At 63.3% G+C, this 14,713-nt stretch carries 13 protein-coding genes and 1 pseudogene; 9 read left to right on the top strand and 5 right to left on the bottom strand.

Annotated elements, in window-relative coordinates; genetic code table 11:
• Nucleotides 1–14: 14 nt before the first annotated feature.
• Nucleotides 15–2,921, bottom strand: a complete 2,907-nt coding sequence (locus tag C446_RS11015; protein ID WP_006673175.1) for an AAA domain-containing protein — start codon at nt 2,919–2,921, stop codon at nt 15–17.
• Nucleotides 2,922–3,072: 151 nt separating this feature from the next.
• Here C446_RS11015 and C446_RS11010 point away from each other — a divergent pair, with 151 nt between their 5' ends.
• Nucleotides 3,073–3,621: an SPW repeat protein gene (locus C446_RS11010; protein ID WP_006673174.1), complete on the top strand. Its 549-nt coding sequence runs from the start codon at nt 3,073–3,075 to the stop codon at nt 3,619–3,621.
• Nucleotides 3,622–3,696: 75 nt separating this feature from the next.
• Here C446_RS11010 and C446_RS11005 read toward each other — a convergent pair whose 3' ends face one another.
• Nucleotides 3,697–3,972, bottom strand: a complete 276-nt coding sequence (locus C446_RS11005) for a hypothetical protein (protein WP_006673173.1) — start codon at nt 3,970–3,972, stop codon at nt 3,697–3,699.
• 172 nt (nt 3,973–4,144) lie between these two features.
• Between C446_RS11005 and C446_RS11000 the strand changes: the two genes are divergently transcribed.
• The 3 genes from C446_RS11000 to C446_RS10990 all read left to right on the top strand — a co-directional run bounded on the left by C446_RS11000 (nt 4,145) and on the right by C446_RS10990 (nt 5,486).
• Nucleotides 4,145–4,696, top strand: coding sequence for a hypothetical protein (locus tag C446_RS11000; protein ID WP_006673172.1), 552 nt, complete (start codon nt 4,145–4,147; stop codon nt 4,694–4,696).
• 128 nt (nt 4,697–4,824) lie between these two features.
• The gene (locus tag C446_RS10995) at nt 4,825–5,265 is read left to right on the top strand and encodes a DUF3225 domain-containing protein (RefSeq protein ID WP_006673171.1); all 441 of its coding nucleotides are present in this window, start codon (nt 4,825–4,827) and stop codon (nt 5,263–5,265) included.
• Nucleotides 5,266–5,267: 2 nt separating this feature from the next.
• Nucleotides 5,268–5,486, top strand: a complete 219-nt coding sequence (locus C446_RS10990; RefSeq protein ID WP_049920169.1) for a hypothetical protein — start codon at nt 5,268–5,270, stop codon at nt 5,484–5,486.
• Between the two features lie 144 nt (nt 5,487–5,630).
• Here the strand turns inward: C446_RS10990 and C446_RS10985 are convergent, their stop codons facing one another.
• Together C446_RS10985 and C446_RS10980 are read right to left on the bottom strand one after the other, a co-directional pair.
• Nucleotides 5,631–6,593 (bottom strand): zinc-dependent metalloprotease, encoded by a 963-nt coding sequence (locus tag C446_RS10985; RefSeq protein ID WP_006673170.1) that lies wholly within the window; start codon nt 6,591–6,593, stop codon nt 5,631–5,633.
• A gap of 138 nt (nt 6,594–6,731) precedes the next feature.
• Nucleotides 6,732–7,064 carry a hypothetical protein gene (locus C446_RS10980; RefSeq protein ID WP_006673169.1) on the bottom strand — a complete coding sequence of 111 codons (333 nt, stop codon included), beginning with the start codon at nt 7,062–7,064 and terminating at the stop codon, nt 6,732–6,734.
• 291 nt (nt 7,065–7,355) lie between these two features.
• Here C446_RS10980 and C446_RS10975 point away from each other — a divergent pair, with 291 nt between their 5' ends.
• From C446_RS10975 to sufD, 5 genes and pseudogenes are all read left to right on the top strand, one after another.
• A complete protein-coding gene (locus tag C446_RS10975; protein WP_006673168.1) occupies nt 7,356–7,592 on the top strand; it encodes an LSM domain-containing protein in 237 nt (78 codons plus the stop codon).
• The gene (locus C446_RS18085; protein WP_006673167.1) at nt 7,589–7,765 is read left to right on the top strand and encodes a 50S ribosomal protein L37e; all 177 of its coding nucleotides are present in this window, start codon (nt 7,589–7,591) and stop codon (nt 7,763–7,765) included. The genes C446_RS10975 and C446_RS18085 overlap by 4 nt, the downstream gene beginning before the upstream one ends.
• Nucleotides 7,766–8,296: 531 nt before the next feature.
• Nucleotides 8,297–9,265, top strand: a complete 969-nt coding sequence (locus tag C446_RS10970) for a transcription initiation factor IIB (RefSeq protein WP_006673166.1) — start codon at nt 8,297–8,299, stop codon at nt 9,263–9,265.
• A 217-nt stretch (nt 9,266–9,482) separates the two neighbouring features.
• Nucleotides 9,483–11,279: pseudogene (locus C446_RS10965) on the top strand (Fe-S cluster assembly protein SufB); the annotation flags it as partial.
• Nucleotides 11,280–11,373: 94 nt separating this feature from the next.
• On the top strand, nt 11,374–12,591 hold the full coding sequence (gene sufD / locus C446_RS10955) for a Fe-S cluster assembly protein SufD (RefSeq protein ID WP_006673164.1): 1,218 nt from the start codon (nt 11,374–11,376) through the stop codon (nt 12,589–12,591).
• Nucleotides 12,592–12,929: 338 nt separating this feature from the next.
• On the opposite strand, the gene C446_RS10950 is transcribed toward sufD, so the two are convergent.
• Nucleotides 12,930–14,713, bottom strand: a 1,784-nt coding sequence (locus tag C446_RS10950) for a methyl-accepting chemotaxis protein (RefSeq protein ID WP_006673163.1), incomplete at its 5' end; no start/stop codon positions are given.

Raw genomic sequence — 14,713 nt, 5'->3', positions numbered from 1 at the left:
ATCTGCGCTCTCGCTCATCGGCGCGCCCACTCGAGCATTCGGTCGTACACGGGATCGGACTCGAGTGCCGACGGGTCACCGACCAGCGTCAGCGCCCGTTTCGGGCGAGTCAGTGCGACGTTGATCCGGCGGTAGTCCTCGAAGATCGGTCCTTCGAGTCGGCCGGTCGCGGTGAACGAGACGATAATTACCTCCTGGCTCGAGCCCTGAAAGCGGTCGACGGTGTCGACGGCGACGCTCTCGGGAACCCGTTTCGAGATTTCCGAGACCTGTGCGCGAAACGGGGCGATGACGCCGATCTCGGTCCGCTCGAGGCCGGCAGCTTCGTAGGCGTCGACCAGCTCCGCGATCCGTGTGGCTTCCTCGCTGTCGGTGTATCGCCCGTCGTCGCCATCGACCGGAACGAACGAGACCGGGTCCCGGAGGCCCTCGGGCAGAGAGTCGCGGGAAACGCCCTCGAGGTCGTCAACGGTTCGCGCGGCGACCGCCGGTTCGGCGGGCCGAAGCTGTCCGTCGTAGAACTCCCGGGACGCGAACGCCTGAATGCGCTGGTTCATCCGGTACTGTCTGTCGAGCATGACGCCCGCCTCTGGATAGCGGTCGACGAGACGCTCGAACAACGACTCCGTGAGGTCGTTTTCCGCCCTGACGACCGGTGGAAGCTGCTCGTGGTCACCGACGAGGACGAACCGGTCCGCGAGGTTCGTCGCTGCGTGGGTTCCCGGCTCGGTGAGCTGTGCCGCCTCGTCGACCAGTGCCACGTCGAACGACTGCTCTTTCATCACTCGCGAGCCACAGGTCGCTGTCGTGGCGGCGACGACTTGCGCGTTCTGTAGTTCCGCGAGTCGATCGTCCGGGTCGCCTGCCCGCTCGAGGCGGTAGGGCTCCATATCCTCGCGAACGCCGCTCTCGGAGCCGACACGGACGATGCGGTCTTCGTCGATTACGTCGTCGAGTTGCTCGAGTAGCGCCTCGAGTACGTTGTCGACGGCCCTGTTCGTAAAGGCCGACAGCAAGACTCGTTCCCCGCGTTCGACCATCGCGCGGACCGCTCGAGCGATGGTGTACGTTTTCCCGGTACCGGGTGGGCCGTGGATCAACGTGAAGTCGTCGGCACCGATGGCCATCCGGACGGCCTCGTTCTGGGCGTCGTTGTTGTCGATGAACGTCTCTTCCGGGCAGTCGAATTCGGGTTCTGCACGGCCAAAGAGGACGTCCTTCCGTCGGTCGTCGCCTTTCAGCAGGACGTCGTGGAGTGCAGCGAGCAGTCGGTCCGTCGTCAGCTCCGACGGATAGACGTCGAGTCTGGTGACCTCGACGGGTTCGTCCGCCGTCAGAACGATTTCCTCGTCTCCCGGTTCCACCGTTTGACTGTCCGCGGATCGTGGCTCCGCGCTTCCCAATCGTTCGATTCGCGCGAGCTCGGAACTCCCCCGGACCGGATCGCCGTCGCTTGCGAGCACCAGGTCCCCTTCCCGGAGCTTCGAGGTCGCGCCGCTTTGCCGACGTGCGCGTAGTTCCCACCGCCCCTCCGAGAGTTCGCGCATCTCCGTGAACTCGAGGTCGATCAACGCGCGGTCGTCGTCGGCTCGCTCCTCGGGGCTTTGCTCCCAGAGCTTGGCGTACTCGCGGTGGACTTCGCGGCGCTCCTCCTCGATCGCGCGGTAGAACCGCTCGAAGTACTCGCGTTCCTCCTCGGGGAGGGGAGTGCCGATCTGGCCGGCCTTCGACTCCTGGTCGAGCCGGCCCGAGACGACCATGCAGGTGTCCTGTTCGAAGCAGTACTCACACTTGGCGTCGCCCTCGTAGCCCGTGGGGACGTCGCCTTGCATCTCCATCGCGGCGATCTCGTTTCGCAGGCGGACGACGAACTTCAGGAGGCCGTCACCCATCGAAAAGTCCTTGGCGGGGGTGAGGTCGCCGGTCTCCTCGTTGCGATCCAGCGCCGAGTTCTTCGTATAGAGGAGAGTTCCGGTGTCGACATCGCCGCCGTGTTCCTCGAGCAAGAGGGCGTAGCAGGCGGCCTGGACCTTGTCCTTGAACCGGGGTTCCTTCTTGAGGTTCTTCCCGGTCTTGAGTTCGACGGGTGCGCCCCGTCGGATGGCGTCGGCACGGCCGCGGATACCGAACGTCTCGCTGATGAGCAACTGTTCGGACCGCCAGCTCCCCTCCGTGGGAGAGAACGACTGCTCCGAGCGGGCGGCGGCGTTCGCCGCCCCGTCCTTCTTCTTTCCCTCTCCCGTTAGGCGACCCTGCTCGAGCCACCCCTCGATCGCCGCGGCGTTCTCCCGGACATCGTCGGCGACGGCGTCTCGGGATTCGCCGAGTAGTCCGAGTTCGAGCCCGTGTTCCTCGACGCGGGCATCGATCGCGTCCTCGAGGTCCCGCCCCCGCAACAGGTCGCCGAACACCTCGTGGACGATCGTCCCCTTGACGACGGGGTAGTTCAGCGGAATCCCCGAGAGCTTGTTCAAATAGTAGAGGCGGGGGCACTCGACCCAGTTGCGGATGGCCGTCACGTTGACCAGGAAGCTCGGTTCGACGACGACGTAGGAGTCGCCCGTCGTCGCGTATCGGGTCTCCCCCTCGTACTCCTCGGTTTTGGCGTTCGTGACGAGCAGTTCCATCCCGGGCTCGAGGAGGGCGGCCGATTCGGTCCACTTGTTCCAGAGGGTAACGGTGGTAGTCGTCCTGGAGTCGGGACCGTTACCGTCATCGCGGTCGTCGGTCTCGCCGACGCCGAGGGTGGTTCCGCCGTCGGTGGCTCCTTCACCGTTCTCGTTTTTCTTCTCGTTCTCGTCCTCGCTCCTGTTCCTGTCCTCATCGAGCCGGAGCGGCACCTCGGCGAGATCGCTCTCACCGTAGCTGGTCGACACGGACCGAATCTCGACCTCGCCCGCGACGGTTCCGCGTACGTGCACGGCTACTCGTCACGTGAGAGCGATCAAAAACGCTATCGGTCCTGACTCGCATTCCCATCCGCGACGTAAGGGCTTCTTACCGACAGTTCACCCTCGAGCGAGGCCGAAACGGTCGCGACTCCTTTTTGAATCAGGGCCGAACCTCCGGTCCATGAGCGACCCCAACCGTGACGATCGGCCGACGGATTCGGAGCCGGGCGTCGACGACCCGAGCGGGCCGACCCCGGCCGAGACTGATTCCGGGACGGGCCCCGATTCCGGAGAACGGATCGATCAGGGTGGGCGCGATCCCAGGGACGATTCCACGGAGATCGCAAACGAGGAGCGACGGCGCAACACATCGCTCGTCAGCGGGATCGTCGCCGTGCTCGGCCTGTGGGCCGCGGCGTCCGTACTGCTCTACAACGTCGGCGAGGCGATCCTGTGGAACAACGTCCTCGTCGGGGCCGTCGTCTTCGTCGCCGCCGGCTACAACTACTATCGGCTCTCGAACGACGTACCGCTGAGCGTCGGCGTCGCGTCGCTCGTCGCCGTGCTCGGCATCTGGCTGATCGTCTCGGCCGCGTTGCTCGAGATGATCGGCGGCATGTTCTGGAGTACGATCGTTACCGGGCTACTGATCGCGGGGCTTGCGGGGTACAACGCCTACGAGGCCCGTGAGGCCAGAACGGTGGCGACGGAACCGGAAGCGAGAACGTAGACGGAAGCGGCTCGGTACTGGCGACCCCCTCGTCCCACAGCGTATCGCCTGGGCGGTAAGGGTTCGCGAGCGCGATCAGTTCTCTCGTTCGATCCCGCTGTCAGAATCGAGCCGGACTCCCCGCTCGAGTTCGCGGAGCCGATACTCCGCGGCGTGGTGCCCCGTCGCGACGGCGGCAAACGCCAGCATAACGGCGGCAAACGAGAGCGAGACGAACACCGAGACATCGTTGACGTAACTGTTCAGAAGCTGGCCCAGCGCGAGCGCGAGCGGGCCCAACGTTAACAGCGCGCTCGTGGCCGGCGTGGCGCGAAACAGTTCCGCGATCGAGAGTGGTTGACGGACGGACATCGGAAATGGCTGGTTACTACCTCTGTCGAGTGAGCCACCGTATTCCTTTTGGTTCTCGTGGCTCTCGTCTGGAAGAATGTCTCCGCGGCCGATACGTTCACGGCGATCCCATCCGGCCGATTCATGGGACCGATACGTTCATTCCCTCCGGGTCACAACGTCGGACACGACTATGCGGATTCGCGAGTGGCAGGACATACTCGAGGACGTCACTGAGCAAGACGTCGAGCCGGAGGACTGGCGCGCCGTCGCCGGTGACCGGGCCGGCGGCGTCGGCGAAGACATGTATCTCGCGCATCCCTCCGCAGGCGTCTACTTCCTGAAAACGTACGCCAAAAACCCGTTCGAGGTCCGCGGCGTGGGCACACAGGTCGCCCGGAAAATCGACGACGAAATCGGACCGTTCATGCCCCGAGAGGACGGCTCGGGTCGGTTCGCGGTTCAGTCTCCGCCGGAGGACGAGGACGAAGCCGAGACCGTCTCGAAGCGCCTCGAGACCGTTCTCGAAACGCACTCGGACGCCCCTACCCGTCCCCAGGATCTGTTCGACGACGTGATGGACGCCCTCGAGAGCCCTGCATTCGGGCCGATGGAGTACGACCAGTACGACCGACCCGAGGAACTCGAGGAGCTCTCCGACCGGTTCGAGGAGGCCGACGAGTTGCTGAGCGCGGAACTCGAGGACCTGATCGAGACCGACGAGGTCGACCGCGGGTTCATGTGAACCGCCGTCTCTCCGTTGATGCCCCGCGGGCTGACTGCCGTCTCCCCGTCTCCCCGTCGTCCCGTCGCCCCGTCGCCCCTGCGTTCGCGTCCGGTGCACCTTTGAGGGCTCGAAGCGGCAGTACGTCCATGAGCGAAGCGGCCGAAGCTGTTGTCCTGGAGTACTACGAGGCGCTGGAGCGGGGCGATCCGCTCGCTCCGTACTTCCTCGAGAGCGAATCGACGGTCAAGTTCGGGATCGGCGAGTCGCTGTTCGGCTCCGAGACCGTCGCCGACGCGCTCCGGACCCAGACCGAGACCACGACCGACTGGACGGTAGGAAGCCACCACCTCGTCGTCGAGGAGCGGGACGGGTTCGCGACGTTTGCGGACGAAGTGACCATCGCCTGGACCGACGTAGACACCGGTGAGGACCGCGAGTTCGAGAGTCGCTGGAGCGGCACGTTGGTGAAAACGGAGTCCAGGCGGGAGCCGAAGCCCGAAGACGTTACTGGCTCAGATACCGACCCCGACGCCCCCTCGTGGCGTTTCGCGACGATGCACGTCAGCGCACCGCGGAGGCTCGAGTGATCATGGCTCGGCAACGCCGAAGACCCGGCTCGGATTCGCCGCCAGGGGATCGGGGGGCTCGACGGCAATTCGGAGCCGCGTTCGTCCTGCTCGTGGGGTTTTCGGGGGCCATGATGGCCGTCCAGGGTGGTGCGTCGGTGACGATGATCGGACTGACGACCGTCGGCGGTTTGCTGGCCGGCGGGGCGCTGGTATGGTATCTCTTCTGGATAGCGGGATAGCTGGATAGCGGGATAGCTGGATAGCGGGATAGCTGGATAGCGGGATAGCTGGATAGCGGGATAGCTGGATAGCGGGATAGCTGGATAGCGGGATAGCTGGATAGTTCGTTAACCAGCCGACGACGAACGAGACGGACTCGACCGTCAGCGATCTACGCGACGGAGCCACGAACGCGGCGCGTCCAGCTCCTCGTGGCTGGGCAGGTACTCCGGGCCCTCCCAGACCAGACTCGCCGTCTCGAGGTCTCGGGCCTCGACGACGGTTTCGAAGAAGTGTTTGCCTCGTTCGTACTGGCGTCGCTTCAGGCCGAGCCCGAGTAGTCGGCGAAAGAGCTGCTGGATCGGGCCCCGGCCCTGTCGTCGCTCGTCGAGTTTGCGCCGGAGGTCCTCGTACTCGTCGTCGAACGCGTGATCCATCAGCAACTCGGCGTACCCTTCGACGACCGTCATCGCCGCGTCCAACTCGCGGAACGCCTGGCGGTCGAACGAACCCTCCGAGAGGTTCGCGATGCCGTCTTCCATACGCTGCTCGAGGTGGTCGGAGAGCCACGGAGCTGCGCCGAACTCCGCGGCGTGGGTGACCTCGTGGAAGGCGATCCACCGACGGAACCGGTCCGAATCGACCGCAAGCGAGTCGGCCGCCCCAAGGATGTTCGGCCGGACGAAGTACAGCGCGTGGTCTTCGTCGGGCGTCTCGGCGAGCAACAGCGGGTCGTACTGGCCGAGGACGTTCCGACCGAGAAACGCAAGCAGGACGGTCATCGTCCCCGTGTTGATCGTTCGGGCGACGCCGGGGAACGCGCCGGGCGGCGCGTGGTCCTCGAGTGTCCCCATGACACGCTCGAAGGTCGCGACGTTGGCGTCGATCCAGTGGTGGCGGTTCTGGATCTCGACGGTGTCGGGAACGTCGAACTCGAGGCCGGACACCGATCGGACGCCAGCGCGGGCGTCGCGAACGTCGCGAGCGTAGGCCTCGCGTTCCCCGGCCTCGAGCGTGATCGAGCCGGGATCGGTCGCGGCCTTCGCGGCCTCGGCTGCCGACTCCCAGTCGATCGCGTCGTCGCCGGACGCGCCGGCGACGGCCCGGGCACTACGGTAGAGATTCACGGTCGTTCGTACGGGAAGCGAACGCAAAAGGGTTCGGCTCGGTTTCGGACGGCGGTTCGGACCCTGAATCCGGGAACGACCGTCGGTCCCGAAAGTCTCGAGGGTTCCGGGACTCTCGAGACGGGCCGCGAAACGAAATTAGTTGACGACGACGTCGGGCTCTTGTTCGGTCCGTTCGGCGTCCTCGTCCTCGCCGCGGTACTTTCGGACCGCGATCCCGGCGACGACGAGGATTGCGAGCGCCAGCAGAGCCCCGATCGCTTTTCCGGCGCTGCCCTGGTCTTCGGCCTCGTCTTCGTCCTCCGTCGCCACGGCAACGTCAGCACTCGCGTCGGTCTCGAGCTCGCTTTCGTCTTCGGACGCGGAGCCGACGACACCCTCGGGAAGCGGGAGCGCGTCGAGCGTTCGCGGTCCGAACTGGGTGTCGCCGTCGAGGTGCAATTCGATGAAGGTGAATTTCCGTTCTCCCATATTCGAGCGGTCAACGACAGTTCACTTAGCCGTTTGGTTCGGCCTACGGCCGTGGGTCCGTCCCCGTCGTTTTTCGGCCCCCTCACGCGGTCGTCCGATCGCCGGAGTCGTCCCCGCCGCCGGAGTCCTCGCTCCGGGCGCTGTCGGCCCGTCGCTCGAGTAGCTGTCGTGGTCACGATCCCGGACGACTCCGCGATCACGATCCCGTCTCCCGAATTAGTCCACCATTGAACGGCCGAGACGCCGTCCGGGACCGGTACGATTAAGTAGCCGTCACTAACGCTCTTTCGTATGAGTGGACGACCGCTGGACGTCCTCGAGGCGTCTCTCGGCGAACGAGTCTCCGTACGACTCAAAAGCGGCGACGAGTACGTCGGCAACCTCGCCGGCTACGATCAGCACATGAACCTCGTGTTGGAAGACGTAGCGAGCGCCGCCGACGGGACCGTTGCCGACGAAGAACGCGAGGAGCCGATCGAAGACACAACCATTATACGCGGCGATAACGTCGTGTCGATCACTCCATGACTGGTGCAGGAACCCCGAGCCAAGGAAAGAAGAACACGACAACCCACACCAAGTGTCGTCGCTGCGGCGAGAAGTCCTATCACACCAAGAAGAAGGTCTGCTCGTCGTGTGGCTTCGGCAAGTCGTCGAAGCGCCGCGATTACGAGTGGCAGTCGAAGTCCGGCGACAACTGAATCGGCGGATCGATTTCGACCGACGATCGCGACCGATAGGGAGGAGACGACGACCGATTGCGGACGACTTCGACGCAGTTCTCTTCACTCCGTTTTCTCGAGCGATGCGGCCTCCCTTCCCGTCGCGTTCCGTGACACGACGGGAGGTTACACTCGCGGGTAACAGCGTCGCGACTGGTAGTCCCGACTGACGCGGTACGTGTCGAACGGAGCGAGCCGCTCGCATCGACGGGTCTCCATCGAAGGGGACTGACGATCGCTGGCCGTGTTCGTTCGCTTCGAAGGGACACTCGCTTTAGATGTGGCGTGTGCTCTTGACGGTTCGTGGGATGTCACTCCGATAGTTTCTCGCATCGATAGTTAGCCCACAGTCGTCGCCCCCGACCCGAAGTAACCATAAACAGTTAATTAATCCCGAAAATAGGGGGAGAAGTAATTAGTGGTCGTTCACAAAGGGCGACGTACCGACGATCCGTCCGGCAGCCGCCCGTGAGCGGTCCGCCGGCAACGCACTCGAAGCACCATCGAACGATGACGAACACGAAATCCGACACCCGACAGCAGGCAGACGAGGAGACCAATGCCGGACGGCCGAACCGATCACGACCGACCCAACGGGAGGGCTGTCCGGAGTGTGACGGGCGGCTCCACCGGGACGAGAATCAAACCTACTGTGACTCCTGTGGGCTCGTGGTCAGTGACGACCCCATCGATCGGGGGCCGGAGTGGCGCGCCTTCGACGCAGGCGAGCGAGAGCGCAAGTCCCGGGTCGGCGCGCCGACCACGACGCTGTTGCACGATCGCGGTCTCTCGACGGTGATCGACTGGCGCGATACCGACGGCTACGGTCAGGCACTGTCCGACAAACGGCGGCGACAGTTTCAGCGGTTGCGTCGATGGGACGAGCGGTTCCGGACGAAAGACGCGACCGATCGGAACCTGAAACACGCACTCGGCGAGATCGAACGCATGGGTGCCGCGCTCGACATCCCCGATGACGCCTGTGAAACCGCCAGCGTGATCTATCGGCGGGCACTCGAGGCGGAGTTGCTACCCGGGCGTTCCATCGAAGCGATGGCCACGGCAGCGCTCTACGCGGCCGTCAGGCAGGCAGGACTTCCGAGACCGGTCGACGAACTCGCGACGGTGAGTCGGATCGACTACCTCGAGGTGACGCGAGCGTATCGGTATCTCGTGCGTGAACTCGAGTTGCCGATGAGCCCGCCGGACCCGCTGGAGTACGTCCCCCGATACGCGTCCCGGCTCGAGTTGTCGAACGAGACCGAACGGACCGCCCGCGAGATACTCGACGCTGGAGTTCGAGAGGGTGTCCACAGCGGAAAACATCCGGTCGGACTCGCCGCGGCCGCGCTGTACGCTGCGTCCAGGCTCACGGGCGAATCGCTCACTCAGAACGAGGTGTCGGCAACGGCCGATGTCAGCAAGGTAACGATTCGAAACAGGTATCAGGAACTGCTCGCGGTCGTCACAGAGGACTGATCGGTCCGTGTCAGCTCACTCGAGTGACCGTTCGATTGGAGTCGGGACGAGTGTCGCCGACTCGAGACGGTGGGGTAATCGATAACAATTAATCTATGGTCGTGCAATCTATATTTTAACCAAGTATGGTTTCATATGTGTTATTTCGAACATTAGACTTTTCCCTCCGTAGCCGAAGGTACGTTCAATGAGCTCCGACCAAGATCACCTCAAAGAAACCGACACCGAAGCGCGGTTCGAGTTCAAGAAAGAACAGAACGCCGCGGTCAAATCCGAGAAGGGCCTGACCNCAAGATCACCTCAAAGAAACCGACACCGAAGCGCGGTTCGAGTTCAAGAAAGAACAGAACGCCGCGGTCAAATCCGAGAAGGGCCTGACCGAGGAGGTCATCCGCATGATCTCCGCGGACAAGGACGAGCCCGACTGGATGCTCGAGCGCCGACTGCGCGCACTCGAGCAGTACAAGCAGATGCCGATGCCGACGGACTGGCCGGGCCAGCCGGACCTGTCCGGGCTGGAGATCGAGGAGATCGTCCCGTACATCCGGCCGGACGTCGACAAACGTGAAGGCGTCGACGACTGGGACGAGCTCCCGGACGAGATTCAGGACACCTTCGACAAACTGGGCATTCCCGAAGCGGAGAAGAAGGCGCTGTCGGGTGTCGGCGCACAGTACGAGTCCGAGGTCGTCTACCAGAACATGCAAGAGCAGTGGGAGGAGAAAGGCGTCATCTTCATGAACATGGACGAGGCCGTCCAGGAACATCCCGACCTCGTCAAAGAGCACTTCATGACGACCTGTGTGCCCCCCAGCGACAACAAGTTCGCCGCGCTGCACGGGGCCGTCTGGTCGGGCGGCTCGTTCGTCTACGTCCCCGAAGANCTTCATGACGACCTGTGTGCCCCCCAGCGACAACAAGTTCGCCGCGCTGCACGGGGCCGTCTGGTCGGGCGGCTCGTTCGTCTACGTCCCCGAAGATGTCACCGTCGAGATGCCCGTCCAGGCCTACTTCCGGATGAACTCCGAAGGAATGGGCCAGTTCGAGCACACGCTGATCATCGCCGAACCCGGCAGCGAGGTCCACTACATCGAAGGCTGTTCCGCGCCCAAGTACGGGAGCCACAACCTCCACAGCGGTGGCGTCGAGGTCTTCGTCAAGGAAGACGCCCACGTCCAGTACTCCACGGTCCAAAACTGGTCGAAAAACACCTACAACCTCAACACCAAACGCGCNGAGGTCTTCGTCAAGGAAGACGCCCACGTCCAGTACTCCACGGTCCAAAACTGGTCGAAAAACACCTACAACCTCAACACCAAACGCGCCATCGTCGAGGAGAACGGGACGATGGAGTGGGTCTCGGGCTCGATGGGCTCGAAGGCCACCATGCTCTACCCCTGTTCGATCCTCAAGGGGCGGGGCGCGACCGACACCCACATCACCATCGCCTTCGCCGGCGAGGACCAGGACATCGACACCGGCGCGAAGGTCTACCACAACGCACCCGACACGAGTTCGACTATCGAGTCCAAGTCGATCTCCAAGGACGGCGGCCGCACGAACTACCGCGGGCTCGTCCACATCGCCGACGGGGCCGAAAACTCCTCGACTGCCGTGGAGTGTGACGCGCTGATGTTCGACAACGAGTCGACCAGCGACACCATGCCGTACATGGAGATCGAGGAGTCGAAAGTNAGATGTATATAAGAGACAGGCCGAAAACTCCTCGACTGCCGTGGAGTGTGACGCGCTGATGTTCGACAACGAGTCGACCAGCGACACCATGCCGTACATGGAGATCGAGGAGTCGAAAGTCGACGTCGCCCACGAGGCGACCGTCGGCAAGATCGGCGACGAAGACATCTTCTATCTCCAGAGCCGCGGCCTGGACGACGACGACGCCAAGAAGATGATCGTCGCCGGCTTCATCGAACCAATCACGGAGGAACTGCCCATCGAATACGCCGTCGAACTCAACCGCCTCATCGAACTCGAGATGGAGGGNGTCGCCGGCTTCATCGAACCAATCACGGAGGAACTGCCCATCGAATACGCCGTCGAACTCAACCGCCTCATCGAACTCGAGATGGAGGGGAGCCTCGGATAATATGAGCACGACGCAGGTACACGCCAATCTGACGGAAGAACAGGTCCGCGAAATCAGCGACGGGCTCGACGAGCCCGACTGGCTGCTCGAGACCCGCCTCGAGGCCCTCGAGGCCCTCGAAGAGCTGTCCATGCCCGATGTCATCCGGACGCCGGGTCGGGACTGGACGAATCTCCACGACCTCGACTACGAGTCGCTCGTGGACCCGTTGAACGCAGCCGAGGACAAGGACCAGGTCGGTCCCGACGAGGCCGAGGTCCTCCCGTGGTCCGAGGCAGTACAGGAACACGAAGAGCTCATCGAAGAGCAGTTCGGTTCCGTCGTCGACCCACAGGAGAACTACCTGACGGCGCTTTCCACGGCGCTGTTTAGCACCGGGACCGTCGTCTACGTCCCCGAGGGCGTCGACGCCGAGGACGTCACCATCCGCACCGAGCAAAACTCCCGCTCGCTGTTTAACTACACGCTCGTCGTCACCGAGGAATCGTCCTCGGTTACGATCCTCGAGCGCCAGTCGACGGGCGAGGAGCAAGACGAGCAGTACTACAGCGGCATCGTCGAGGTCGTCGCCGGCGAGAACAGTCGCGTCCAGTACGGTAGCCTCCAGAACCTCTCGGAGGAAGCCTACAACTTCACCGTCAAGCGCGGCGACGCCGACACCTACGCGACGATCGACTGGATCGAGGCCAACCTCGGTACCCAGTTGACGAAGACAGAAGTCTCGACGGAACTCAACGGCGACTCATCCGAGACCCAGATCGTCGGCGCGTTCTACGGCCACAACGACCAGCACTTCGACATCGACGCGAAAGTCTGGCACAAGGCCGAACACACTACGGCCGATCTCGTGACTCGTGGTGTCACCGACGATGTCGCCCGCTCGGTCTACGAAGGCGTCCAGGACGTCGGTCGCGAGGCCTGGGACACCAGCTCCTACCAGCGCGAGAACACGCTGATGCTCTCCGACGAGAGCGAGGCCGATGCTTCGCCGAAGCTGATCATCAACAACCACGACACCGAAGCGTCTCACAGCGCGACCGTCGGCCAGATCGACCAGGAGGACCTGCTCTATATGACCTCCCGCGGAATCGATCCGCGCTCCGCCCGGAACATGCTCGTCGAGGGCTTCTTCGTGCCCGTCCTCGAGGAGATCGACGTCGACGAACTCCGCGACGATCTCGAAGAGCTGATCTCCGGCCGTCTCCGCCAGCGCGACTGACGGCTGTTTCGCTCTGTCGGCCCTCGATCTACGCTTTCGCTTCGTTTTGTTCTACCCGCACACGCCTCAGTTATCCGGTCTCGAGACGCTGTCTATCGTAGCCACTGCACGTCAGTGTACACCTGCTCGCCACACGGATCGGCGATCAGTGTCCGAATCGTTGCAGTTGTTACTATCGGTAGTCGGAGTTACGGATCACACCCAGGGCTGTGTCGGTTTCCGCGACAGCCGTCGAAGGCAGTACGCTTCCACCCCCAGGTAGCCGTGCGTGACTGGGACAGGGATAGATAGCGCGAGCCGGAAGTCTCCGAGGGTCGAACCCGGAGCGCTGCAGTTGCTTACCGGGGTTCGTCCGTAAGTGCGTTCGTTCGCGTCGAGAACTCCTCGAGTGACTCCTGCAGCGACGTGGCCTGTTCGTCGAGATCGGCGGCGTTGTTCGATACCTCGGCGATTGCGGCGGTTTGCTCTTCCGTTACGCTCGCAGCGTTGGTCGCTTCGACGGCGGTTTGTTCGCTAGTTTCTGCGACGTTCTCGGCGATCGAGACGAGTTCCTGGACCGATTCGGCCGCACCGTCGGTCGCGTTATTGATTTCGCGGACACCGATGTCGGCTTCCTCGACCTGCGAGTCGATCTCCCGGAAGATCGAGACCGAGTCCTCGACGGTCCCGGTGCTCTGGGAGACGCTTTCTCGCATCGCTTCCATCTCGCGGACGGTGTGGCCGGTCTGTTGTTGGACGTTCTCGATCAGGGACGTGATCTGTTCGGCCGAAGCCTTCGTCTCCTCTGCGAGTTGCTTGACCTCGTCTGCAACGACCGCGAACCCGTTGCCACCTCCCGTCCCGTCGCCGCTGCCAGCGTGTGCGGCCTCGATGTTCGCATTGAGTGCAAGCAGGTTCGTCTGATCGGCGATTTCGGTGATGACTTCGACGATCTCGCCGATTTCGGTCATCGCATCGTCCAGGTTGCGGATTTCCTCGAGGGTTCCGTCGGCCCGCTGTTCGATCGACTCCATCTCGTCGACGACATCTTCGGCAGCGTCGATCCCGTCGTCGGCCAGGTCGGAGGCCACCTTCGACGTTTCTGCCACGTCGCTCGTCGTCGCTGCGATTTCCTCGACCGTCGCCGACAGTTGCTGGATTTCCTCGGTGATAGTCTGAATGCGTCTGTTCTGTTCGTCGGTGTAGTGGGAAATCTGTTCGATCGACTCGCTGACGGTATCGCTCGTCTCGTCGAGTTCCTCGGAGCTGATCGACAGGTCGTTACCGGCTGCCGACACGTCCGTCGCGAACTCGTCGACCGTCGCAACCGTTCGCTCGATATCGTCGAGCATATCGTTGAAGGCAGTTGCGATCTCCCCCATTGCCTCGCTTTCACTGTCGGGATCGAGCCGCCGCGTCAGATCGCCGTCGGCACAGGCGGCCATGACCTCACGGTACTCGGTCGCCTTCTGCTCGAGGTGGTCGTTCATCCGCTGTGCGCGCTCCTTGGCAGCTTCGGCCTCGCTTCGTGCTGCTTCGGCCTCCTCTCGTGCGGATTCGGCGTCGGACCGTGCGTCCTCCGCGTCCTGGAGTGCCGTTTCCGTCTCTGTGATGCGATCCCGGAGCGAATCACGCATGCTTTCGAATCCGTCGTAGAGCCGTCCGAGTTCGTCTACTCTGTCGGAATCGAACTCGACGTCGAGATCACCCTCTTCCATCTGGTTTGCCTTCGCGGTAAGCGATCGGAGGGACCGAACGGTGTTGCGGCCGATCGTCACGCCGATGAGTCCGAGCCCGATCGCACACGTGATCACCAGCGACAGGACGCCCTGACTGATGTCTCCGGCGAGGCTGAAGACTGCGTCGCGGTCGTCGTTCGTGAGGACGACCCAGTCGACCGTGCCAGTCCGTGCGTAGCCGGTCGCCAACTGTTGCCCCGTCGGCGAGACGTCTGCTGCCGTAAGCGTAAAGCCGGTCTCACCCTCGAGCGCTCGATCGATCGTTGCCGCGTCGTCGCCGTCCGGCAGGTACGTTTCGCCGACGCGATTGCTGTTCAGTTGCTCCGTTGCGAGGTCATCTAATCCTCCTCTCAGGCGTTCACTCCACTGTTCTTCGTGAGACTTGTAGGGAATTGGACGCCGTC

The sequence above is a fragment of the Halobiforma nitratireducens JCM 10879 genome, from assembly GCF_000337895.1.
Classification (GTDB): domain Archaea; phylum Halobacteriota; class Halobacteria; order Halobacteriales; family Natrialbaceae; genus Natronobacterium; species Natronobacterium nitratireducens.
Note: the sequence above shows the minus strand (reverse complement) of the source record. Positions and strands in the feature narration are given on the sequence as shown.